23 protein-coding genes, 1 riboswitch and 1 other annotated feature are annotated in these 23,620 nt (G+C 46.0%); of the genes, 10 read left to right on the top strand and 13 right to left on the bottom strand.

Going from position 1 to position 23,620, the window contains the following annotated elements:
• Window positions 1-236 precede the first annotated feature (236 nt).
• Window positions 237-3,305 (top strand): glycoside hydrolase family 2 TIM barrel-domain containing protein, encoded by a 3,069-nt coding sequence (locus ACLTWA_RS19465; RefSeq protein ID WP_412329570.1) that lies wholly within the window; start codon window positions 237-239, stop codon window positions 3,303-3,305.
• Window positions 3,306-3,329: 24 nt separating this feature from the next.
• On the opposite strand, the gene ACLTWA_RS19460 is transcribed toward ACLTWA_RS19465, so the two are convergent.
• On the bottom strand, window positions 3,330-4,130 hold the full coding sequence (locus tag ACLTWA_RS19460) for a CPBP family intramembrane glutamic endopeptidase (RefSeq protein ID WP_412329569.1): 801 nt from the start codon (window positions 4,128-4,130) through the stop codon (window positions 3,330-3,332).
• Window positions 4,131-4,419: 289 nt separating this feature from the next.
• Here ACLTWA_RS19460 and ACLTWA_RS19455 point away from each other — a divergent pair, with 289 nt between their 5' ends.
• Window positions 4,420-4,938, top strand: coding sequence for a GyrI-like domain-containing protein (locus ACLTWA_RS19455; protein WP_412329568.1), 519 nt, complete (start codon window positions 4,420-4,422; stop codon window positions 4,936-4,938).
• A 124-nt stretch (window positions 4,939-5,062) separates the two neighbouring features.
• Window positions 5,063-5,848, top strand: coding sequence for a creatininase family protein (locus tag ACLTWA_RS19450; protein ID WP_412329567.1), 786 nt, complete (start codon window positions 5,063-5,065; stop codon window positions 5,846-5,848).
• Between the two features lie 206 nt (window positions 5,849-6,054).
• On the opposite strand, the gene thiD is transcribed toward ACLTWA_RS19450, so the two are convergent.
• The 12 genes from thiD to ACLTWA_RS19390 all read right to left on the bottom strand — a co-directional run bounded on the left by thiD (window position 6,055) and on the right by ACLTWA_RS19390 (window position 16,996).
• The gene (gene thiD / locus ACLTWA_RS19445; RefSeq protein ID WP_412329566.1) at window positions 6,055-6,861 is read right to left on the bottom strand and encodes a bifunctional hydroxymethylpyrimidine kinase/phosphomethylpyrimidine kinase; all 807 of its coding nucleotides are present in this window, start codon (window positions 6,859-6,861) and stop codon (window positions 6,055-6,057) included.
• Window positions 6,858-7,499 carry a thiamine phosphate synthase gene (gene thiE, locus ACLTWA_RS19440; protein ID WP_412329565.1) on the bottom strand — a complete coding sequence of 214 codons (642 nt, stop codon included), beginning with the start codon at window positions 7,497-7,499 and terminating at the stop codon, window positions 6,858-6,860. The genes thiD and thiE overlap by 4 nt, the downstream gene beginning before the upstream one ends.
• A complete protein-coding gene (thiM, locus tag ACLTWA_RS19435) occupies window positions 7,486-8,376 on the bottom strand; it encodes a hydroxyethylthiazole kinase (protein WP_412329564.1) in 891 nt (296 codons plus the stop codon). The genes thiE and thiM overlap by 14 nt, the downstream gene beginning before the upstream one ends.
• Window positions 8,377-8,389: 13 nt before the next feature.
• Window positions 8,390-8,890: an energy coupling factor transporter S component ThiW gene (gene thiW, locus ACLTWA_RS19430; RefSeq protein ID WP_412329615.1), complete on the bottom strand. Its 501-nt coding sequence runs from the start codon at window positions 8,888-8,890 to the stop codon at window positions 8,390-8,392.
• A 90-nt stretch (window positions 8,891-8,980) separates the two neighbouring features.
• Window positions 8,981-10,288 carry a phosphomethylpyrimidine synthase ThiC gene (thiC, locus tag ACLTWA_RS19425; RefSeq protein ID WP_412329563.1) on the bottom strand — a complete coding sequence of 436 codons (1,308 nt, stop codon included), beginning with the start codon at window positions 10,286-10,288 and terminating at the stop codon, window positions 8,981-8,983.
• A 99-nt stretch (window positions 10,289-10,387) separates the two neighbouring features.
• A riboswitch (TPP riboswitch) is annotated at window positions 10,388-10,496 on the bottom strand.
• A 37-nt stretch (window positions 10,497-10,533) separates the two neighbouring features.
• The gene (gene trpA, locus ACLTWA_RS19420; protein WP_412329562.1) at window positions 10,534-11,313 is read right to left on the bottom strand and encodes a tryptophan synthase subunit alpha; all 780 of its coding nucleotides are present in this window, start codon (window positions 11,311-11,313) and stop codon (window positions 10,534-10,536) included.
• A complete protein-coding gene (trpB, locus tag ACLTWA_RS19415) occupies window positions 11,306-12,490 on the bottom strand; it encodes a tryptophan synthase subunit beta (protein ID WP_412329561.1) in 1,185 nt (394 codons plus the stop codon). The genes trpA and trpB overlap by 8 nt, the downstream gene beginning before the upstream one ends.
• Window positions 12,436-13,113 carry a phosphoribosylanthranilate isomerase gene (locus ACLTWA_RS19410; RefSeq protein WP_412329560.1) on the bottom strand — a complete coding sequence of 226 codons (678 nt, stop codon included), beginning with the start codon at window positions 13,111-13,113 and terminating at the stop codon, window positions 12,436-12,438. Before ACLTWA_RS19410 ends, trpB begins: the two co-directional genes overlap by 55 nt.
• On the bottom strand, window positions 13,110-13,907 hold the full coding sequence (gene trpC / locus ACLTWA_RS19405) for an indole-3-glycerol phosphate synthase TrpC (protein ID WP_412329559.1): 798 nt from the start codon (window positions 13,905-13,907) through the stop codon (window positions 13,110-13,112). The genes ACLTWA_RS19410 and trpC overlap by 4 nt, the downstream gene beginning before the upstream one ends.
• A complete protein-coding gene (gene trpD, locus ACLTWA_RS19400; protein WP_412329558.1) occupies window positions 13,904-14,923 on the bottom strand; it encodes an anthranilate phosphoribosyltransferase in 1,020 nt (339 codons plus the stop codon). Before trpD ends, trpC begins: the two co-directional genes overlap by 4 nt.
• A complete protein-coding gene (locus tag ACLTWA_RS19395; RefSeq protein ID WP_412329557.1) occupies window positions 14,901-15,515 on the bottom strand; it encodes an anthranilate synthase component II in 615 nt (204 codons plus the stop codon). The genes trpD and ACLTWA_RS19395 overlap by 23 nt, the downstream gene beginning before the upstream one ends.
• Entirely contained in the window at window positions 15,512-16,996 is a 1,485-nt protein-coding gene (locus tag ACLTWA_RS19390; RefSeq protein WP_412329556.1) for an anthranilate synthase component I family protein, read from the bottom strand. The genes ACLTWA_RS19395 and ACLTWA_RS19390 overlap by 4 nt, the downstream gene beginning before the upstream one ends.
• A gap of 63 nt (window positions 16,997-17,059) precedes the next feature.
• Window positions 17,060-17,321, bottom strand: a binding site (T-box leader).
• A 152-nt stretch (window positions 17,322-17,473) separates the two neighbouring features.
• Here ACLTWA_RS19390 and proC point away from each other — a divergent pair.
• The 7 genes from proC (at window position 17,474) to ACLTWA_RS19355 (ending at window position 23,598) form a co-directional block, all read left to right on the top strand.
• Window positions 17,474-18,268: a pyrroline-5-carboxylate reductase gene (gene proC, locus ACLTWA_RS19385; RefSeq protein ID WP_412329555.1), complete on the top strand. Its 795-nt coding sequence runs from the start codon at window positions 17,474-17,476 to the stop codon at window positions 18,266-18,268.
• A gap of 20 nt (window positions 18,269-18,288) precedes the next feature.
• Window positions 18,289-18,837: an NUDIX hydrolase gene (locus ACLTWA_RS19380; RefSeq protein WP_412329554.1), complete on the top strand. Its 549-nt coding sequence runs from the start codon at window positions 18,289-18,291 to the stop codon at window positions 18,835-18,837.
• A gap of 62 nt (window positions 18,838-18,899) precedes the next feature.
• Window positions 18,900-19,499 (top strand): stage II sporulation protein M, encoded by a 600-nt coding sequence (locus ACLTWA_RS19375; RefSeq protein ID WP_412329553.1) that lies wholly within the window; start codon window positions 18,900-18,902, stop codon window positions 19,497-19,499.
• A gap of 217 nt (window positions 19,500-19,716) precedes the next feature.
• Window positions 19,717-20,604, top strand: a complete 888-nt coding sequence (locus ACLTWA_RS19370) for a site-specific tyrosine recombinase (protein WP_412329552.1) — start codon at window positions 19,717-19,719, stop codon at window positions 20,602-20,604.
• Between the two features lie 171 nt (window positions 20,605-20,775).
• The gene (locus ACLTWA_RS19365) at window positions 20,776-21,300 is read left to right on the top strand and encodes an adenine phosphoribosyltransferase (RefSeq protein ID WP_412329551.1); all 525 of its coding nucleotides are present in this window, start codon (window positions 20,776-20,778) and stop codon (window positions 21,298-21,300) included.
• A gap of 160 nt (window positions 21,301-21,460) precedes the next feature.
• Window positions 21,461-22,684, top strand: coding sequence for an NAD(P)-dependent oxidoreductase (locus tag ACLTWA_RS19360; RefSeq protein WP_412329550.1), 1,224 nt, complete (start codon window positions 21,461-21,463; stop codon window positions 22,682-22,684).
• Window positions 22,685-22,689: 5 nt separating this feature from the next.
• Window positions 22,690-23,598, top strand: a complete 909-nt coding sequence (locus ACLTWA_RS19355; RefSeq protein WP_412329549.1) for an AEC family transporter — start codon at window positions 22,690-22,692, stop codon at window positions 23,596-23,598.
• The last annotated feature ends 22 nt before the right edge of the window (window positions 23,599-23,620 follow it).

Genomic DNA, 23,620 nt, shown 5'->3' with positions numbered 1-23,620 from the left:
ATTTCAATCATGATAATGCATTTTTATACATATGTAAAACCTATAGCAGGCAGGTGAATGATAGGAAAAGGAATTAGCAGGGCGGTTAGTAAGGCTGTGAAATAATATAAAAAGTTTCCCCAAAGTAGACGTGAGTGGGCAACCGGTATCATTTTGTACATATTTTGTTTCATCCGGGCTATGGATTTTCTGCAGGTTCCTTTTATAATAAAGAGTATAACAAGGAGGATAAAACCATGATCGTACCCAGACATTATGAGGACCTGCATCTGCTTCATGAAAATACCATGCCAAACCGGGCATACTATATTCCGGCCTCTAAGGCACTCTTTGATTTAACGGAATGCAGAGAGAATTCCGACCGGTTCCAGCTGTTAAACGGAAACTGGAAATTCCGCTATTTTGACAGCATTTATGATGTAAAAGATGAATTTTTTCTGGAGGACTATGATAGCAGCGGCTTTGAAGAGATTCCGGTTCCCGGTTGTTTTCAGAATTACGGCTATGACAGACACCAGTATACCAATACCCGCTATCCGTTTCCAATGGATCCGCCTTATGTTCCGGCAGAGAATCCCTGCGGGGCATACATCCATCATTTTGTTTATCAGAGAGATGATGTTGCACCGAACGCATTTTTAAACTTTGAAGGAGTCGATTCCTGTTTTTACGTATGGTTGAACGGAAGCTATATCGGATACAGCCAGGTGTCCCACGGAACCAGTGAGTTTGATGTAACTGCGCTCATCAGGGAAGGGGAGAATACCCTGTCGGTCCTGGTTTTAAAATGGTGTGACGGGAGTTATCTGGAGGATCAGGATAAATTCCGTATGACTGGTATTTTCCGGGATGTTTATTTATTAAAACGGCCGGAAGAAGGAATTTTTGATTACTTTATTAATACCGTGCAGGAAGGAAGCAGTGCCCGTATTCAGGCTAATGTGTCCTTTTTGGGAAATGAGGTCCCGCTGAAAGTTACAGTTCTGGACCGGAGCGGGAATGTGAGAGCATTTTCGGAGGGGTACCTTAAAGATGGTAAATTTGACCTGGAGATTGAGAATCCTGTCCTTTGGAATGCAGAGCAGCCTTATTTGTATACAATTATTTTTGAGACCCAGAATGAAGTCATCGTTGACCGTGTGGGGATCCGGGAAATATCCATTCGGGATGGAGTGGTTTATTTCAATGGACAGAAAATCAAGTTTCATGGAGTGAACCGTCATGACAGCGATCCGGTCACTGGTTTTACGATCCGTCTGGAACAGATGAAGACGGATATGAAGCTGATGAAGGAACATAATGTGAATGCCATACGTACCAGTCATTATCCCAATGCTCCCCAGTTCTATCAGTTGTGTGATGAATACGGTTTTTATGTAATTGATGAAGCAGACAATGAAAGCCATGGCACCGCTTCTGTCTATATGAAAAACCGTACGGAAGAGGTCAGGAGAGACCGATGGAACCGTGCCATTGCAGATAATCCGGAATTTACGGAAGCAACGGTTGACCGTGTCAAACTACTTGTGGAAAGGGATAAGAACCGTCCTTGTGTTGTCATATGGTCCATGGGAAATGAATGTTCCTATGGCTGTACCTTTGAAGCTGCGCTCGCCTGGACGAAGGGCTTTGATCCTTCCAGGCTGACGCATTATGAGGGAGCCCGCTACCGCGCTGTGGATAAGACCTATGATTACTCCAATCTGGATCTGTATAGCCGCATGTATCCGAGTCTGGAGGAGATTCATGAATATATGGGAAGAAATGCCGGAAAGCCATTTATTCTGTGTGAATACAGCCATGCCATGGGAAATGGCCCCGGAGATCTGGAAGATTATTTCAAGGTATTTGAGCAGCACGACGGAGTATGCGGCGGATTTGTATGGGAATGGTGTGACCATGCCATTTATCAGGGAAGGAGTCTGGAGGGAAAGCCCATGTATCTCTACGGAGGAGATCACGGGGAATATCCTCATGATAATAACTTCTGTATGGACGGGCTGGTGTATCCGGACAGAAAGCCCCACACAGGACTTAAAGAGTTTAAAAATGTATACCGTCCCATAAGAGTGGTTTCCTTTGATCAGAAGTCCGGAGAAATAACATTACACAATTACATGGATTTTGTAAATTTAAAAGATTACGTCTGCCTGGCTTATGAGGTAACCTGTGATGGAAAAGTGATCCATCAGGGAATCATTAAAGAAGCTCTGTTGGAAGATATATGCCCTCATGAAGAAGGAACCGTGACTCTTGATATAAAGGTTCCAGAAAGGGGAAAATGCTATTTAAAGATCAATTATCTGTTAAAGAATCCGGTTGATTTCCTGGAAACGGGATACAGCCTGGGATTTGATGAAATTCCCCTGGATAATCAAGATGGAAGAAACCAGACCGCCGTCAATTTATTAAAGAACCCGGCAGCAGGAGTTACAGAATGGGCTTTAAAGGTAGAGGAAGATGACCGTTATCTGACCATAAACGGAGAGGCATTCACCTATACCTATAACAAACTTACCGGCTGTTTCAAAGAGATGTTTTTTGATCATGCATTACTTTTAAACCACCCCATGGAATATAACATCTGGAGAGCACCTACGGATAATGACAGCAAGATTAAGACCGTATGGATGGAAGCCCATTATCACAGAGCCATATCCAGGGCTTATGACACTGTCTTTGAAGTCCATAAAGACCGTGTGGAAATTAAGACCGATTTGTCCATGACTGCAGCGCCAATCCAGAGAATATTAAATATAAATGCACTGTGGACTATTGAACAAAATGGCACCGTTGATGTGAAACTGGAAGTAAAAAAAGACAAAGAATTCCCTGAGCTTCCAAGATTCGGACTCCGGCTCTTCCTGCCAAAAGAGATGGATCAGGTGACTTACTATGGACTGGGGCCTGTTGAAAATTATATGGATAAACGAAGGGCCAGCTATCACGGATTGTTTCATTCCAGCGTAAAGGATATGCATGAGGATTATTTAAGACCACAGGAAAATGGAAGCAGAAGTGATTGTGACTTTGTAACGGTAAAAGGAAGAAGAACCTCTCTCCATGCAGCAGCTGACCAGGCATTTTCCTTTAATGCCTCCATTTACACACAGGAGGAATTGACGGAGAAAAGGCATAACTTTGAACTTGTTTCAGCAGACAGTACGGTTCTCTGCCTGGATTACCGTCAGAACGGCATCGGCTCTGAAAGCTGCGGACCGGATTTAAGAAAAGAGTATCTGTTTGAAGAAGATGAATTTACTTTTAAAGTAAGGCTGGTTCCGGAACGAATTCAAGCCAATTAAAAAGTTGTTTAGCTGCTCCTATGCTTAAACCATACGCCGGCTCTTTTTAGCGTCTATGGAAACGGTTATAACAGAAACAAGAACCACTGCTGCATTTGCGGCAATGGTTCCGGCCCAGGTCATGGTCATGGTGCCAAAGACAGGGGATACCGCATTAAACATTGTGTGAAATAATACACTCATAAACACACGGCCTTTTCCTGATATTCTGTAGACCGCACCGTGAAAAAAGCGGAAGGAAATCAGTTGAACCGTAAACATCCAAAAGTTTATAAGCCCCTCGCCATGATTTGTCCCCGGTATAAAGAAGAGGGGAATATGCCATAAAGTCCAAATGATTCCGAACAATATGGAGGATAAAACAAAACCATATCTTTTGTCCAGGGCTGGCTGCAATATATACATCCAGCCCGCTTCCTCCAATCCGCCGATGATAAGACAGCCAGGCAGGGAAAGAAAGAACGTATAAAATGGAAGGACCATTACCATACGGCCTGAAACTGCAAGATGTACCCCAAAATACAGTGTAAGTCCTGCAGCAACGAATAAGTAAACCGATATCTTGTTTTTGATATAAAAAACAGTGTTCAGCCAATCCTTTAACCCATTGATTTTGTTGTTTTTTTTCAGTATAAGATAAGAAGCAATGGCAGGTGACAAAATATAGATGGAAAAAGGGATATTCATCGCAAATTGGCGAAACGTGCTCACCCAATTGGAAACGGAATATCCAAACCTTCCAAAAACTATAAGAGCACCAGATACAAGATAGGCGATGCAAAATGTCAGCAGTGTAAATTGTACTGCTGTTTTTTTGTCTGTCATGACTGCGTTACCTTTCCTTTGGGATTCACAGGGGAGATGATCCCGGCTGTGAAATGAATTTCTGATTGATTTAATAATACAACACATATAGATAAAAGTATACGAATGATTATTTATAATAAGCATTCCATGCTATGTTTTTGCTGCTTCCTATGATAGAATGAGACTATGTTTTTTGTTTCCATGTTAATGTATTGCAGCAAGAGCTGGACCGTTGGACAGATTTATCGTTAAGCAAGCAGTTTTGTGATAAACGGATGCCGGAAACCAGTGAAGCAGGGGGGGATTTATGGGAGTAAAAGTATCTTTTGAAACAGAGAATTTTAAATCTGTCAGATTTATTGGCAAGGAAGTAACCGTTGGTAAGAACAATCCTGTTCCTGATTTATGGAAAAAGATCTTGAATGATGGAACAAATGATTTTCTGCAAAGTATGCCGGAACGGGTATCTCCAGCTGGTGATACGATAGGTTATATGGGGGATTTTAATCCAAAAACCAAAGAGTTTACTTATATTGCAGGAATTTTTGCAAAACCGGGTACAACTGTTCCCCAAGGATTTTCCTATCGGGACATTCCGGATTGTTTGATGGGTATTGGTTGGATAGAGGGGAAAAGCTCCAATCTGGAAAAGGGCGCCCATGGGAAAACGGAAAAGATTATGAAGGCAAATGGCTATGCGCCGGATTACTCCATTGCCGGAATTTCAATGGAATACTATTCCTTTGAAAAATATGCGAATGTGAAAGAAGATGGTAATTCTTACTTTACGTTCGGATATTATTTACCCTGTAAAAAAATTATCTGATTGGACATTTATAAGAAATGCATCCGATGTAATGCGGATGAAAACAGAAATCTATAGTTTGGTATAAAATAGAAAACAGGGGGGTATTACAATGGAATCAATATTTAGCAATACGATGGCGGATATGAATTGGAAGGAAATCGAGGAAGTGGGGCATAAAGATGTTCCGGTGCTATTTCCATTAGGGGTAATAGAGGAGCATGGTCCACATCTGCCGCTTGCTACTGACATATATTTCAGCTATGCAATAAGCAGAAAAATAAAAACAGAAATTGAAAATATGGGTGGAAAGTGTCTTATTGCACCACCGTATTATTGGGGAATCAATCATTGTACAGGAGCTTTCCCAGGTTCATTTTCTTTAAAAGAAGAAACCATGAAGAGAGTTTTAAATGATATTTTTGAGAACTTGAGCTGCTTTGGTTTTCAAAGGATCTACTGCATTAACCAGCATGGTGATCCGTTACATATAAAAACAATATTAGATGCAATACAAGAGTCAAATAAAACCCATAACATGCGTATAAGGCTCCTAATGGAACCATATGATCTTTCTAATTACAATTTGAAAGGAACGGAAGATCATATTCTTGTAGATGGGGCAGAATATCCCGATTCTCTTTTCCCGGAAGAAGATGGATTGCTGGATATACACGCAGGAGCCTATGAAACAGCCGCAATGAAATATTTTTATAATGAGATCGTTGAAAAGGAGGCCGTAAAGGATTTAAAGGATTATTCACTGTCTTATAAAACCATTGGAACATGGCTTCAGGGCGGTGAGACTGCAAGAAATCTGGTACCGTCAGGATATGCAGGAAATCCATCAGAGTATGAGAAAAAAATGGAGAGTGTAGAGACTATATTTTCAATACTATGCAAGTATGTTGCTAAAGGGATTATGTCATAAAAGTGATATTAATACGGCAAGGGAAAACATTGGTTCCAGGTTCCTTTTCGTTTTCTCATGGATTTTAGCAGGCGTTATGATTGCTGTTTCATTTGCTGAAATACTGGTAAAAGCCAATAATGCCCGGATAGCGGTGTTGATTTATGACACCATCCCAAACGGAAGAGATGGTGTCAAAATATAATGGGAAAAAAGCTGCCCATAGTTTACTTCATGCTTGTCTGCCAACCATGCCATACCGGACCGCTTCCTTTTCCCAGATCAAGCTCTGCCATAAGCGCACCGTTTAAATATTGTTTGGCGCATGAGATGCTTTCTTCAAGTGTTTTGCCTTTTGCCAGCCCGCAGGCGATGGCAGAGGATAAGGTGCAGCCGGTTCCGTGGGTATTGGGATTCTCAATCCGTTTTCCCGGAAACCAGGTAAGAGTGCCCTTATGGCATAATACATCATTGGCATCCGTTTCACAGTGGCCGCCTTTCAGTAAAAAGGAGGTTTGATACTTCTGGGACAGTTGGGTTGCGGCTTCTTCCATATCTCTTTTGGACAGGAGCCGCTTTTTTGTGGATAAAAGTACTTCTGTTTCCGGGAGATTGGGGGTAATAAGGGTGGCCAGAGGGAATAACCGCTCAATCAGGGTTTTTACCGCATCTGTCTGCAAAAGGGTCCCTCCGCTGGTGGAGACCATGACCGGGTCTAAGACCACCGGGACATTGGGGTGGCAGGAGAGAATATCTGCTATAATTTCTATGGAAGAAATATCTCCTGCCATGCCGATTTTCACCGCCTGGGGCGGAATGTCGGAAAAGATGGCTTCAAGCTGTTTGGTCAGCATTACCGGATTTACGGTTTCTGCCAGATAGACCCCTTTGGTATTTTGGGCGGTCAGGGCGGTGATTGCGCTGGAGCTGTAAAGCCCCAGGGCAGTAATGGTTTTTAAATCCGCCTGAATTCCGGCACCGCCGCTGGAATCGGAACCTGCAATGGTCAAAACCGATGGGAGATACAGGCTCATGATACCACCACCTTTCTGACCTCTTCTTTTAAAGCCCTTACGGCAGCAGGAATGTCACTCTGACCAAAGATGCCGGAAACCACAGAGATTCCTGCAATGCCGGTTCCCTGTAAAAGTGATACGTTTTTATAAGTGATTCCCCCTATGGCTGTAACCGGAAGGGGCACCGAGCTGCAGATGGCAGATAGCTGCTCCATGGTGATCCCAATGGCATTTTTTTTCGTAGGGCTTTTAAAAACAGCACCGGAACCAAGGTAATCCGCTCCGTTTTTCCAAGCGCTTACCGCCTGCTTCGTGGTCTTTGCAGTTACTCCCAGAATCCGGTCAGGACCAATGCGTCTGCGGACTTCTTGGGCAGGTAAGTCCTCCTGCCCCACATGGACTCCATCCGCATCACACGCAATGGCAATTTCCACATCATCGTTAATGATAAGAGGAACACCATATTGCCTTGTAAGCTTGCGGACAGCCACGGCTTCTTTAAAAAATTCCTGCCTGTCCATGTTCTTTTCCCGGAGCTGCAAAAAGGTAACTCCGGCTGCAAGTGCCTCCTCGATCTGTGGAAGCAAGCCTCTTTCTCCTGCAAATGCCTGGTCCGTAATGGCGTAGAGGAGAAGCATGTCTTTATGAAATTTCAATGTTCAGTCCTCCTTTCAAATCCGATTCCCTAAAACAGCTGATTTCGTCCATAAAAAATCGGTGAAAGCTGCCGGTTCCTCCCTGGGATTCGTTTGTTTTTCTTGCGGCCCGTTCTCCGCAAAGGCCGTAAACGGCGGTAGCAAGAGAGACCGCTTCCAAAAGGCCGTTCTGGGAAGTACTTAAAGGCGTAAAGTCATAAGCCGCTGCCGCATAGGAAGCAATGACTCCGTCTAACATACAGCCGCTTCCCGTAATCTGCGACATCTCCATACAGCCATTTTTTATGAGCCGGGTATCCTTTTGGGTGGAAACAATATCAATGGTTCCTGTTATGACGGTAACTGCTCCGGTCAGGGCACTTAAGGCTTTCGCCGTTTCCATAAGTGGAGTTACGTTATCTCCTGTGATCTGATCTTCCGGACAAACGTCTACGCCGTGGGTGGGAAGCGGATTTGATTTTGCTGCCAGACCGGTCAGGACATTTAAAAGGATACGAAGCTCCGAAGCATTTCCCCGGATCACCGTAGTTTTTACTTTCTTTAAAATTTCCAGAATCAGATCCGTCCGGTAAGCCGAGATGCCGATTCCTACGGGATCAAGGATCACCGGAAGGTTTCGCCGGTTTGCTTCCAGCCCTGCGTTTTCCATGGCGGCTTTTGAGTGTTCCTTTGGAGTCCCTGTATTTAATAAAAGGCAGTTGGAAATGCCGGTCACCTCTTTGACCTCCTCCGGGTGGTCGGCCATCACAGGAGAACCGCCGCAGGCCAGAATGGCATTGGCTACATCTCCTGCGGTCACATAATTGGTGATGCAGTGAATGAGCGGGCGTTTTTCCCTGACCAGACCAGTCAGGGAGACCCAGTGTTCCAGATTCATAGCTCCTTCCTTTCTATTGGTTCATCTGCCGGGTCAGATACGATACCAGTCCCAGGCGGCGGAGAATTATTAGTAAAACCGCAGCCAGTAGGGTACCGCAGACCGTACTCATAAGAAACGGAGCCACAAAAAAGAATACGGCAACCTCTTTACCCATGAAAAATGCAGCTACGGGATAGCAGAGTGTGGCTCCGATGAATCCGGTACCTATGATTTCTCCCAGGCAAGTGAGAAGAAACCGGCCTGTTTTTTTATAAAGGTATGCTCCAAGAAAGGCACCTGCCATGCTTCCGGGAAAGGCAAGAAGGCTTCCGGTTCCCATCAGATTTCGGATGAGAGAGGTAGAAAAAGCCATGGATACTCCGTAAACCGGGCCTAAAAATACGCCTGCGATTACATTGACCAGATGCTGTATGGGGAAACACCTGGAGGCCCCTATGGGAATGGAAAAGCCGGAGAGTGCAACCGTAAAGGCTACCAGCATACCGCTGACTGCCAGCTTTTTGATCTTGATTCTCTGGTTTTCCTGAGAGTCCCTATGTATTGTTGCTTGTGACTGATCATTCACGATAATTCCTCCTGTTTTGATAATTCAAACAATATATCATTCGTCAAAGATGGTGATCATTTCTCCATTAAGAATCCGGTTCATATTTTTCATGGCGCAGAAGTTGCCGCACATGGAACAGGTGTCTTCTTTTTCCGGTTTTGATGTTTCCCGGTACCGTCTGGCTTTTTCCGGGTCAATGGCAAGCTCAAACATGGCTTCCCAATCCAGACGTTTTCTTGCGTCACTCATCTGGTGATCCCAGTCCTTTGCCCCTTTGATGCCCTTGGCAATATCTGCGGCATGAGCAGCAATACGGGCGGAAATGATTCCTTCCTTAACGTCATTGGCATCCGGCAGTCTCAAATGCTCTGCAGGGGTCACATAGCAGAGAAAGGAAGCGCCTGCGGCGGCTGCAACCGCTCCTCCGATGGCAGAAGTGATATGGTCGTAGCCAGGAGCGATATCGGTGACCAAAGGTCCAAGAACATAGAAGGGAGCACCTTTGCAGATGGTCTGCTGGATCTTCATGTTGGCGGCGATCTGGTCCAGAGGCATATGGCCAGGGCCTTCGATAATGACCTGTACATGTTTCTCCCAGGCGCGGCGGGTCAGTTCTCCCAGAGTGACTAACTCCTCGATCTGGGATATATCGGAGGCATCTTCAATGCAGCCGGGACGGCAGGCATCTCCCAGACTTAAGGTCACATCGTGTTCTGCACAGATTTCCAGAATCCGGTCGTAATGCTCGTAGAAGGGATTTTCCTGTCCGGTCATCTCCATCCATGCAAAGATAATGGAGCCTCCCCTGGAAACAATGTTGGTCAGACGCCTGGCATTTTTAAATCTTTTTGCAGTCTCTTTGTTGATCCCCACATGTATAGTCATAAAATCCACACCGTCTTTGGCATGCATTTCCACAATCTGAATCCATTCTTCTGCCGTGATTTCCCCCAATGCCTTGTGGTAATAAACAACGGCATCGTAGATGGGAACGGTTCCGATGATGGCAGGGCATTCGCCGGTCAGCTTTTTGCGGAATTTTCTGGTGTCGCCGTAAGAACTTAGATCCATAATGGATTCCGCGCCCATGGCAACGGCATCGTTGACTTTTTCAAGTTCCATATTAAGGTCATTTAAATCTCTGGAAGTGCCAAGGTTTACGTTGATCTTGGTTTTCAGCATGGAGCCGATTCCATTTGGATTTAAGCAGGTATGATGTTTGTTTGCAGGGATGGCAACCTTCCCTTCTGCAACCAGCTTTTGAAGCTTTTCCGGTTCCCATTGCTCTTTTTTAGCGACCGCCAGTAATTCCTTTGTCAGAATGCCTTTTCTTGCTGCATCCATTTGTGTGGTGTAATTCATTTTTTAATCCTCCTTTTGTTATCCGGAGGGATATACGAGGGCTTTTTTTAGAAAATTACAAAAAAAGAGCCCATACCAACAGGTACAGGCTCGGAAAATACATCCGTCTCGTATAAATCCCTACGTTGGCATTACCCAAATCAGGTTATAAAGGTCGAAGTTTGATTACTTCCTCTCAGCCCGCTTACGAGCTCCCTCTTGTGGCATTAGTGTAGCACCGGGTTAGACGGTTGTCAAGAATAAAATCAGGTAATATCTGTGATGGCCTCTTTCATTTCCTTCACATAGCTGCAGATGGGTTCCACACAGCCGGTTCCGTATCTTGCCGCCAGCTTTACAATGGCGCTGCCCACGATTACACCGTCTGCCACCTGGCTCATCTCTCTTGCCTGCTCCGGCGTGGAGATACCAAATCCAATGGCGCAGGGGATATTTTTTGTCTCTTTCACCAGAGTAACCATCTCTTCCAGATTGGTGTTTATTTCCTTTCTCACACCGGTTACGCCCATGGAGGAAACGCAGTATACAAAGCCTTCTGCCTCCGATGCAATGGTCCGGATACGTTCCTTTGAAGTAGGAGCGATGAGAGATATCAAATCAATTCCGTATTTGCGGCACAGGGGCAAAAGCTCCCCTTTTTCTTCAAAAGGCATATCAGGAACAATGAGAGCATCGATGCTGCACTCTGCCATATTTTTCACAAACCGTTCACTTCCATATACGAAAACCGGATTTAAGTAGGTCATAAAGGCAAGAGGAACATCAGTCTTTTGACGGATTCTCCTGACGGATTCAAAGATTTTGTCCGTGGTGGTGCCGGCTGAGAGCGCACGCATATCTGCTTCCTGGATGACGATGCCTTCCGCCACCGGGTCAGAAAATGGGATCCCGATTTCGATTAGATCAGCCCCGGCTTCTGCCATGGCGGGAATCAGCTGTTCGGTAATGGCAAGATCCGGATCTCCTGCGGTGATAAATGGGATAAAGGCTTTCCCCTTTGAAAATGCTTTTGATGTCCTACTCATAGATTTCGACCCCCTTGTAACGGGCGATGGCAGCCACATCCTTGTCGCCCCGCCCGGATAGATTGATAACAATAATTTGATCTTTTCCCATGGAAGGAGCCACTTTTCTGGCATAAGCGATTGCATGGGCGCTTTCAATGGCCGGAATGATTCCTTCTTTTCTGGATAAGTATTCAAAGGCATCCACTGCTTCCTGATCCGTTACCGGAACGTATTGTGCGCGGCCGGAGTCAAAAAGTGCTGCGTGCTCCGGCCCCACCCCCGGATAATCAAGACCTGCGGAAATAGAATATACGGGAGCGATCTGGCCGTACTCATCCTGGCAGAAATAGGATTTCATTCCGTGAAAAATGCCAAGTGTGCCGGTGGCTAAGGTTGCGGCATTCTTATCCGTATGGATTCCGTGTCCTGCCGCTTCACAGCCTACCAGCTTTACGGAAGGCTCCTCCAGAAACTCATAAAAAAGTCCCATGGCATTGCTGCCGCCGCCCACACAGGCGATCAACAGATCCGGAAGCCTGCCCTCCTCTTTTAAAATCTGGGTGCGGACCTCTTTTCCGATGATGCTCTGAAAATCCCTTACAATGGTGGGAAAGGGGTGAGGGCCCATAACAGAGCCCAGCACATAGTGGGTATCTTCCACCCGGTTGGTCCATTCCCGAAGGGTTTCATTGACAGCATCCTTTAAGGTCCTGGTCCCGCTTTTTACCGGGTGGACGGTGGCGCCTAAAAGCTCCATGCGGAACACATTCAAAGCCTGCCGCTCCGTATCTTCTTCTCCCATAAAGATTTCGCATTCCATTCCCATCAAAGCAGCGGCAGTAGCAGTGGCCACTCCATGCTGCCCGGCGCCTGTTTCCGCAATAACCCGGGTCTTTCCCATTCTTTTTGCAAGAAGGACCTGCCCCAGCGCATTGTTGATTTTATGGGAGCCGGTATGGTTTAAATCCTCCCGCTTTAAATAAATTTTTGCACCGTTTAAATCCTTTGTCATCTGCTGGGCATAATAAAGCAGAGAAGGCCTTCCGGTATAGGTTTCATGCAGAGACTTAAGCTCTGATAAAAAGGCTTCGTCGTGGCTGTAAGTTTCATAAGCCGCCTCCAGCTCTGCCACTGCGTTCATCAGCGTTTCGGGGATAAACTGTCCGCCGTGCTGTCCAAATCTTCCTTTTCCCATTGATTTTCACTCCTTACGATTTGTATGATTTCTTTTATTTTTACAGGGTCCTTAAGGCCTTCTGTTTCCACGCTGCTGCTTAAATCCAGACAGAAGGCATTGGTTTTCATTGCTTCTTTTATGTTGGAGGCCCCAAGACCTCCCGCCAAAAACCATGGCTTTTTGATATCTGGGATCATGGTCCAGTCAAAGGCTCTGCCGCTTCCGCCGTAGGAGTCTTTGGAATAAGTATCAAAGAGCAGAAAGTCGGCAGAACATTCATTGGCCTGCAAGATATCTTCTTTGGAACGGACTCTTACAGCCTTTATAATGGGTGCCTGAAAGTCCGGATGTTTTTTTAAGGCTTTTATATATTCCTCATCTTCATCTCCATGAAGCTGTATTAGTCCAATGGTGTGATCCCTGATAAGAGGTATAATCTCTTCTATGGGACTGTTTACAAAGACGCCCACCGAGGGGATTTCAGAAAGCAGCAGATCCCTTAGCTGACGGGCAGCGGATGGGGAAATCTGCCGTTTTCCCGGTGCAAATACAAAGCCTGCATAGTCCGGTTTCCATAAGTTCACCGCTTTTATATCCTGCGGACGGGTCAGCCCGCATATTTTGATCCGTTTATTTATCATTGTGAGGCCCTCTGAAAACGGCTGATCAGCTCTTTTTTATTAGGAGCGCGCATCAGGCTTTCCCCAATCAGGACACCGTCAACACCTGCGTCTGCCAGCGTGCGGATGTCTGTTTCCGTTTTTATTCCGCTTTCTGCAACAAAGAGTACACTTTCAGGAACCATTGCTCTTAACCGAAGGGAGTTTTCAAAATTTACCTCAAAGTTTTTCAAATTTCTGTTGTTTACTCCGATTATTTTGGCTCCTGCCGAAAGCGCAGAATGAATTTCCGCTTCGTCATGGGCTTCGACCAGGGCGCTTAAACCGAGGCTTTCACAGATTTTTAAATATTCCGTCAGCTCCTTTGTATCCAGAAGGGCGCAGATGAGCAATACGGCGGAGGCACCGATTGCCTTTGCTTCATAGACCTGATAAGGGTCTACGGTAAAATCCTTTCTTAAAAGAGGAAGGGAGACCTGTTCATGGATCCGGGAAAGATACTCATTTGCTCCGAGGAAGTATTCCGGTTCTGTAAGAACTGAAATGGCATCGGCTCCCGCCTGCTCATAATCCTTAGCGATCTCCAGATAGGGAAACTCGGGAGAGATAAGCCCTTTGGAAGGGGAAGCCCGCTTGATTTCACAGATCAAGGAGACTCCCGGAGCGGATAGTGCCTGTTTCAAAGAAGGAGGATTCTTCTTTTCCGAACCTTCAACTGCCAGATAGGCCAGCCGTTTCATTTCTTCCAAAGGAATTCTTTCTTTTGCTTTTTCCGCCCGTTTTTTTGAAGCCGCAGCTAACTTTTGAAGGATCATAGGGCTGCCTCCCTGGTGGCGGATACGAATTCCTCCATTTTTTTCAAAGCCTTACCGGAATCGATCAAATCGGCGGCTGTTTCTAAACACTGGCTGACGGAACAGTCATCAATTCCCAGATACAGACTTAATGCGGAATTTAATAACACAATATCCCGTTTTGGTCCATGGAGCTTTCCGGCCAGAATGTCTTTGGTAATCTGGGCGTTATCGGAAGGAGAGCCTCCAGTCAGGTCAGAAAGTAAAGCACGGTGCAGTCCAAATTGCTCCGGTGTGATGTCATAGGGGATCTGTTTTCCGAAACGGATTTCGCAAACATGGGTGGGGCCGGTGACGGTGGCCTCATCCAGTCCGTCATCGCCGCACACCACCAGTCCCCGTTTGACGCCAAGGTTACTCAGTACCTGGGCAAGAGGCTCCACCAGCTTTCTGTCGTAAACGCCAAGAAGCTGCATGGTAGCGCCTGCCGGATTGGACAGAGGACCTAAGATGTTAAAGATAGTTCTTACCCCCAGTTCCTTCCGGACAGGACCGGCATATTTCATGGAAGAGTGGTAAGCCTGTGCAAAAAGAAAACACATACCCGTTTCTTTTAATATTTTCTCTGACTGCTTAGCCGTAAGGTTTAAATTGACTCCCAGACACTCTAAAACGTCGGCAGCCCCGCTTTTGCTGGATACGCTGCGGTTTCCGTGTTTCGCCACCGGAACACCTCCGGCAGCCACCACAAAGGCGCTGGTGGTGGAAATATTAAAGGTCCCGGCCTCATCACCTCCCGTTCCCACGATATCGATCACCGGAAAATCCGGTTCCAGGCGGAGGGCCTTTTCTCTCATGACCGTGGCGCAGGCCGTGATCTCATCAATGGTTTCCCCTTTCATCCGAAGTCCGGTGAGAAATGCGGCCATCTGTGCGGGAGTAGTTTCTCCGCTCATAATCTCGTTCATGACCTCTCTTGCAGCATCAAAGCTTAAATCCTGACCTTCAATTACTTCATGGATTGCCTGCTGAATCATTTTGTTTTCCTCCTTCATGTCTGATTTCTATGGATAAAAAGTTCTTTAAAATGGTTTCGCCGTCCGGTGTTAAGATGGACTCCGGGTGAAACTGAAGGCCATAGACCGGATAATCCTTATGCTTTACCGCCATGATTTCTCCGGCTGCTTCCGTTCCGATTACCTGTAAGCAGAAAGGCAAAGAGTCCTTTTCGGCAATGAGCGAGTGGTATCTGGCAGCGGGAATGTGTTTTTTAAGCCCTTGAAATATGGGGGAGGCTGGGTCAATGGTAATCATGCTCTGCTTCCCGTGCATCAGCGTTCCGGCCTTTTTTATCCTCGCTCCGAATGCCTCGCAGATTCCCTGATGCCCCAGGCATATCCCCAGAACCGGGACCGAACCTGCAAATGTTCTCACCACCTCTTCACATACCCCTGCATCTTTTGGATAACCGGGCCCTGGGGAGAGTATGATGTGGCTGGGAGATAATCCTTTGATTTCCTCCACCGAAAGTTCGTCATTTCGGATCACACGGATATTGGGATCCAATCCGCCGATCATCTGCACCAGGTTATAAGTAAAACTGTCATAATTATCTATAAAGAGAATCATCGGTTATTCACCTCCACTGCCTGTTTCAGTGCATATATCACTGCCTTTGCCTTATTTTCTGATTCTTCATATTCCTGTTCCGGAATGCTGTCGGCAACGATGCCTCCTCCTGCCTGAACCGTTACCTTTCCGTTTTTTCTGACCGCCATCCGTATGGCGATGCAGGTATCCATATTTCCGGTAAAGTCCACATAACCCAGTGCGCCGCCGTAAATGTCTCTTGGTTCTGCTTCCAGTTCGTCAATGATCTGGCATGCACGGATTTTCGGAGCACCGGATAAGGTGCCGGCAGGAAGAACGGATTCAATGGCAGAGAAGGCATCCAGGTCCTTCCTGATCCGGGATTCCACCTGTGAGCAGATGTGCATGATGCGGGAATAACGGTGGATCATCTGGTATCCGGTTACTTCCACGGTGGAAAACTCCGAGATTTTGCCAAGATCATTTCTTCCCAGATCCACCAGCATGTTGTGCTCCGCCAGCTCCTTTTCGTCTGCCAAAAGTTCCTTTTCCAGAGCTTTATCCTCTTTTTCATTGCTGCCTCTTGGTCTGGAGCCGGCCACAGGAAAGGTGGTAAGCCGCCCTTCCTTTAACCGGACCAGCGTTTCCGGAGAAGTGCTCATGATCTCCATATCTCCTGTACTTAAATACACCATGTAAGGGGAGGGATTGGTGGTTCTTAACACCCGGTACGCATTTAAGAGACTGTCCGGGTAATCGCTGGTAAACCGCCTGGAAAGGACGGCCTGGAAAATATCTCCGTTTACGATATATTCCTTTGCCCGTTCCACCATTTTGCAGTAGTCGTCTTTGGTCACATTGCAGTGAAACTCAAGGTTTCCCCCAGGGGAAGACGTTTTCAGGGGAGGCGATTCAAATATCATGCGGGCAATGTTTTCCAGCCTGGCGCAGGCGATCCCGTAATTTTCCATGACCCGGTCCGTTTTCATATTTACCACAATGCTGATTTTTTCCGTCAGATGGTCGTAGGCAATGACGGTATCAAAAAGCATAAGGTCAAAATCATTACAGTCCCCCTGCTTGATGGATAATACCGGCTCGGCATAACCGATCATCCGGTAGGCAAAATACCCTACAAATCCGCCGGTAAAGGGAGGAAGACCGGGAATTTTCGGGGCCCGGTACTCCTTTCGGATTTCACGGAGAACGTCATAGGGAGCGTCCGTTTTTATGGTCTTTTCAGGAACCGGTTCAGCCCCTTCTTTTAGATGACGGATCGTGACGGTCCCGTCCTTACAGGTAACACTCATGACCGGGTCGTACCCCAGAAAGGAGTAGCGTCCCCAGGTCTCTCCGCCCTCAATGCTCTCAAGCAGATAATAGCGGCTGCTTAAGGCTGCAATTTTCTGCAGCAGGGTAATAGGTGTTACAGTGTCTGCAAAGATTTCCCTGCAGACTGGGATTACGGGATAGGAAGCAGCCAGTGCTCCGATTTCCCTGCAGTCCGGTGTGATGTTCATGGTTTTCAATACTCCTTTCTGGAATTAAAAAAAGCCCCCGTCCCTCCTCCATATTGCTATGGAAAGAGGGACGGAAGCTTCATAATCTGATTTCCGCGGTACCACCCTGATTGGAGAAGTTAGACTTCTCCCGCTTTAAGCACACCAACATGTGCCTCCCCTTGATAACGGATAGGAAACCCGTCAGCATCTACTCCCGGAGAATTCCGGTTTCAAGCCGCCCTCGCAGGTCCATTCGGATCAGACATCAACGTTTCCTCTCACCGGCCGGAAACTCTCTGTGCATGATGAAAAAATCTTACTTACTCCTGCTCAACAGTTTATCGCTTTGTTTTGCTACAGTATATGAGATGTGGATTAAAATGTCAACAGTTATTTTTATGCAAACGGTTTCTCCTCATTGACATTTCGGGAAATGGTGTTAGAATGGTGCTAATTGATTGCAGAATTTAACATAGTAAACAGGAGGATTTTCTTATGGCAAAGATCGGTATTATAGGAATTGGTAATATGGGATTGGCAATATTAAAGGGATTATTGGGAGTATACAGCAGGGAAGACCTTTTGTTTACCGATGTGAATAAAAGCCGGTGTGAAGAAATCACAAAAGCTATGGGAGTGGAACACGTGGCTGACAACGGACAACTGGCAGCCAATGCAGCATACATCGTTCTTGCCATAAAGCCACAGTATTTTGATCCGGTGCTCTCTGATATCAGGAATACAGTAACAGAGAAGAATGTTATCATATCCATCGCTCCTGGAATCACTACCGCTCAGTTAAAAGAAAGGCTTGGAGCTGAAAAGCGGGTGGTCCGCGCCATGCCCAACACCCCGGCCCTTCTTGGAGAAGGAATGACCGGAGTCTGCTATGAGGAAAAGGCATTTTCCGAAGAGGAAAAGCAGGCAATTGCAGACATATTCTGCTCTTTGGGAAAGGTGAGAATCGTGGAGGAGCGTCTGATGAATGCGGTGGTCTGCGTCAGCGGAAGCTCTCCGGCCTACGTATACATGTTCATAGAAGCCCTTGCTGACAGCGCCGTAAAGTACGGACTGCCAAGAGATGCGGCTTATGAGATGGCAGCCCAGTCCGTTCTTGGAAGTGCCAGGATGGTACTGGAAACAGGGGAGCATCCGGGAGCATTAAAGGATAAGGTCTGCTCACCGGGGGGAACCACCATTGCAGCCGTTTCTGCCCTGGAAGAATCCGGCTTCAGAAGTGCTGTCATAAAAGCAGCTGATGCCTGTTATAAAAGATGTACGGAACTGTAAAACGAACAGGAGGAAATAAAATGGAACAGCAGCCTGTAAAACGCTTAAACAGAGAACTGAAATATCAGGGAAACATGTTAAAAATCTATGAAGACACGGTTTTGGCCAACGGTCATGAAGCCCACTGGGATTTTATCCATCACATCGGTGCAGCGGCAGTGGTGCCCGTAACAAGAGAAGGAAAGATCCTTATGGTCCGCCAGTACCGCAACGCCTTAGACCGGTATACTCTGGAGGTCCCAGCCGGAGCACTTGATGATCCGATGGAGCCAAAGATCGACTGTGCCCACCGGGAGCTGGAAGAAGAGACCGGATTTAAGACCCGGAAGGAAAATCTGGAATACTTAATCAGTGTCAATACCACGGTGGCATTCTGTGACGAAGCCATTGATATTTTTGTGGCAAGGGATCTGGAAGAATCTGTGCAGAATCTTGATGAAGAGGAATGCATCGAGGTGGAAGCGTGGTCCGTAAAAGACCTGGAAGATAAGATATACCGGGGAGAAATCACCGATGGAAAGACCATTGCCGCCATCCTTGCCTACGCCCGGAAATACGATGTGAAATAAGAACCTGAATAAATATCCCTCTGCAGGCATAAATTGTGACAAGACCTGTAGGGGGATTTTTTATGCCCAGTTTATTACGTACATTAAAAGTGAAGCCTTTAAAGGCACCGGGAGGGAACTATGTGACAGTGAGCCGGAGCACAAGGGCCTGGGACGTGTTTCTTCTCTGTTTTTTTGCAGGGCTGGCGGCAGGAACGGTCATGGCAAATTTCTGGTATTCTTCCTTCACGGATGAAGCAGGCTATTATCTGGGGCTTTTGGACAGAAATGTAAACATAACAAAGGATGAGCGCATGCTGCTCTTCGGACAGGTATTAAGCCAGAGAATGATGGAGGTGTGGATCGTCTGGCTTGTGGGTATGACTGCGTATGCCCTGCCTCTGTTCTGTATATTTACCGTATTGGCAGGCTTTTCCATGGGTTTTGTACTGTCCGTCATAACCGTACAAAAAGGCCTTATGGGTCTTCCGGTATTTTTAATGACAGTTATGCCCCAGTGCCTTTGCTACCTTCCTGTTTTCGGCATTCTGCTGTTTTGGGGCGTGCAGAAAGGAAGACGTTTCCGGATTCCTGCATTTTTGCTGCTTTTGCTCCTGACGGCTGCCGGAAGCGCCCTGGAAGCCTGGGTCAACCCGGCTTTTTTGAAATTTGTTCTTTCATGAGAGAAAAATAACAGAAAAATTATTCCCCCCATATTACCATATCTAGCGAATAATTCGCCCCTTTGGCCAACATCTTGTATATATTATGTAAAGTGGCCGGAAAATACCTTAAAAGTGGGAAAAATGTGTTTGATTTTATCGAAAATAGTCTATATAATGGTAGAATGAAGCCTTATTTTAAGGCGTTTTTTAAACCGAACGGTTAGGGGATATGCAAATGGTAGTTGAGATTAATCAATTTATTTATTATTTGAGAGAGATAAAAAAAACATCAAAGAACACCGAGGTATCGTACCAGAGGGATTTGATGCAGATGGCCTCTTTTTTGGGTCAGCAGGGGATCGTGGAAGTAGGCAAAGTCACTAAGACAAGCCTTAATTCCTATATCCTTTACCTGGAAAAGGCGGGAAGGGCAACGACTACTATTTCAAGAACACTGGCATCTATGAAGGCGTTCTTTCATTATGAATGTGCAGAGGGAAAGATCGGTAAGGACCCGGCAGAGATGATCAAAGCGCCCAAGGTGGAGAAGAAGGCCCCAACCATCCTGACGGTGGATGAAGTGAATTGCCTTTTAAGCCAGCCGGACGGAGATTCGCCAAAGGAACTCAGGGACCGGGCCATGCTGGAGCTTCTCTATGCCACCGGCATCCGGGTGTCGGAATTAATCAATTTAAAAAAGACCGATTTAAATCTTATGGTAGGCTATATCACTTGCAGGGACGAGCATAAAGAACGTATGATTCCCTTTGGAAAAGTGGCAAAGCTTGCCCTTTCTGCCTATATGGAGCGGGGACGCGGGTATTTATTGAAGGAGCAGGATGGGGAATGGCTGTTTACCAACTGCAACGGTAAGCCCATGAGCAGGCAGGGATTTTGGAAAATCATCAAGTTTTATGGGGATAAAGCAGGAATTAAGGCGGATATTACACCTCATTCCCTCCGCCATTCCTTTGCGGCCCATCTGCTTCGTAACGGAGCGGATATCCATGTGGTACAAGCCATGCTGGGACATTCGGATATGGCCACCACCCAGATGTATATGAATTATACTCAAAAAGAAGCGGTCCGCCGCTCTTATACAGGAGTCCACCCAAGAAGTTAGGGGTGATTAAGAACTTTGACATGCCTTCCGTCATATATTGCGGGAGGCATTCGTTGTGCATGAAATGCCGAACCGTAAAAACAGCATTTGCCTGTGCGGCAGGTTTGCGCTATAATGGGTAAGGCTGTGCTCTTAAACTATGAAAATTAATATAATAATGAGGTATAAGAAATGAAAAAGTTAGAAGAATATGTGACAAGCATTCCTGATTTCCCTGAGGAGGGAATTATCTTTCGGGATGTTACTACCATACTGGAAGACCCCAATGGACTTTCCCTTGCAGTGGACGGCGTTCGCACGATGCTTGAGGGTGTGGAATATGATTCTGTCATCGGTCCGGAATCAAGAGGCTTTATCTTCGGTGTTCCGGTGGCCTATGCAGAGCATAAAGGCTTTATCCCCATCCGTAAAAAAGGAAAACTTCCAAGAGAAGTGCTTTCCGCAGATTATGAACTGGAGTATGGAACCGCTACCATTGAGATTCATAAGGATTCCATTCGGCCTGGACAGAAAGTGGTCATTATCGATGATCTGATTGCTACCGGCGGAACCATTGAAGCCATTATTAAGCTGGTGGAAGAGCTTGGCGGTGAAGTGGTAAAAATCTGTTTTATTATGGAACTTGCCGGATTAAAAGGAAGAGAAAAGCTTGCAGGTTATGACGTGGAATCCTTGATCATCTACGAAGGAAAATAAGTGTAATAATCGATATATTTTTATCAAAATTTATTTTTTTCGATACATCTGCAGGGCCTATTGCTTTTATGATTTTTCCTATGCTATGATATGAAATAAAAAAAATGCTGTGTGCAGACTGCAGCAATTTCATAAACAGCAGATAGAAAGGAAGACTCATATGGCCGTACATGTAATTGATGAAGCTAACAGATGTTTGAATTGTAAAAAGCCTATGTGCCGGCAAGGCTGTCCGATTAATACCCCGATTCCCCAGATGATCCAGGCATTTAAGGGGGGAGATATCAACCAGGCAGGAGAGATGGTATTTGAAAACAATCCATTGTCCCTGGTATGCTCTCTGGTATGCAATCATGAAAAACAGTGCGAGGGGCACTGCATTCTTGGAAAAAAGGGGCAATCTGTCCATATAAGCAGTATCGAAAACTATATTTCGGATACGGTTTTTGATAAGTTAAAGATCGAATGCAAGCCCAAGAATGGAAAAAAGGTAGCAGTAATCGGCGCAGGACCTGCAGGAATCACGATTGCCATTCTTTTAACAAAGGAAGGCTACAGCGTAACCATATTTGACGCAAAGGATAAGGTGGGAGGCGTACTCCAGTATGGCATCCCGGATTTCCGTCTGCCGAAAACTATTTTGGAACGCTATCGGAAAAAACTTTTGGAAATCGGCGTAAAGATACGTCCCAATACAGCCATTGGTACAGCGTTAGAGATTAAGGATCTGGTCCGTGACGGGTATCAGAGCATCTTTATCGGAACCGGAGTATGGAGGCCAAAGACGCTGGGCGTAAAAGGAGAGTCCCTGGGCAACGTTCACTATGCCATTGACTATCTGGCAAACCCGGATGCCTATGATCTTGGAGACCGGGTGGCAATTATTGGAATGGGAAATTCCGCCATGGACGTAGCAAGAACTGTGATCCGCCATGGTTCAAGAAGAGTTACTCTTTATGCAAGAGGCCTGCACAGCAATGCAAGCGAACATGAAACTACGTATGCAAAACTTGACGGTGCAGAATTTCAGTTTGGAAAACAGATCGTAGAGATTACGGATGACGGTCCGGTGTTTGAAACGATTATTTATGACGAAGAAGGAAAACAAATCGGTATTGCTGAGGAGCGGGAACAGGTGTATGCCGATTCCACAATTATTTCCATCAGTCAGGGACCAAAGAGCAAGCTTGTCAGCACGACAAAAGGATTGAAAGCCAGTCAGAGCGGTCTTCTCATGACCGATGACGAAGGACGTACCACCATTCCTGGAGTTTTTGCCTCCGGAGATGTGGTATTAGGAGCAAGGACTGTGGTAGAGGCGGTAGCCTATTCCAAAACCGTGGCCCATGCCATGGACGAATATATGAAATCAAAAGAAGAGTGATTAGAATGGATTACAGCAGTCTCATAAATCTGCAGGGGATGCTTTTTCTTCTTGTGGCAGCAGGTATTATCCTGCGAAAAAAAGGTATTTTACGGGAAAATGCTAAATCCGTTTTGACGGATCTGGTCATTTACTTAATCCTTCCCTGCAATATCATCAGCTCTTTTTTCATTGAGTTTAATATGGGAATTTTAAAAGGATTTGCTGTTATTTTAGCGATTGCCTCATTGATTCAATTTGGCTGTCTGCTGTTTGCCAATACTTTTTATAACAGGGAACCGGACAGGCGGAAAAAGGTGCTTCAATATGGTACGGTGTGTTCCAATGCCGGATTTATGGGAAATCCAATTGCCGAAGGAGTTTATGGGGGCGAAGGCCTGATGTATGCTTCTGTATTTCTGATCCCTCAAAGGATTGTTATGTGGTCGGCCGGTGTATCCTATTTTACGGAAAGCCCGGACCGGAAGACTGTGATAAGAAAGGTTGTGACCCATCCTTGTATTGTTGCGGTATACATCGGCATGTTCTTTATGATCACTCAGCTCAGACTGCCGGTATTTCTGGAGAACACAGTAAGGAATGTAGGCGGCTGTACGACTACGGTTTCCATGGTTTTGATCGGAACCATATTGGCAGAGGTGAATCCACGAACGGTTTTTGACAGAGGAATCATAAAATATACGGTGATCCGCCTGTTTTTGATCCCGCTTCTGGTGCTTGCAGGTTGCCGTCTGTTCTCTGTGGATCCTTTGCTTTCGGGAGTATCCGTACTTCTTACCGGAATGCCGGCTGGCAGCACCACCGCCATACTGGCAGCAAAGTATGACGGAGATTATATTTTTGCAACAAAGTGTGTGGTAGTGACCACTCTGTTGTCTTTGATCACCATACCTTTATGGTGTATGTTTCTTTAAATGGCAGACGGATGATCCGTCT

This window comes from Lacrimispora sp. (assembly GCF_046972725.1).
Classification (GTDB): Bacteria; Bacillota; Clostridia; order Lachnospirales; family Lachnospiraceae; genus Lacrimispora.
The sequence above is the reverse complement of the archived record's forward strand: the minus strand, read 5'-3'. Positions and strand labels throughout refer to the sequence as shown.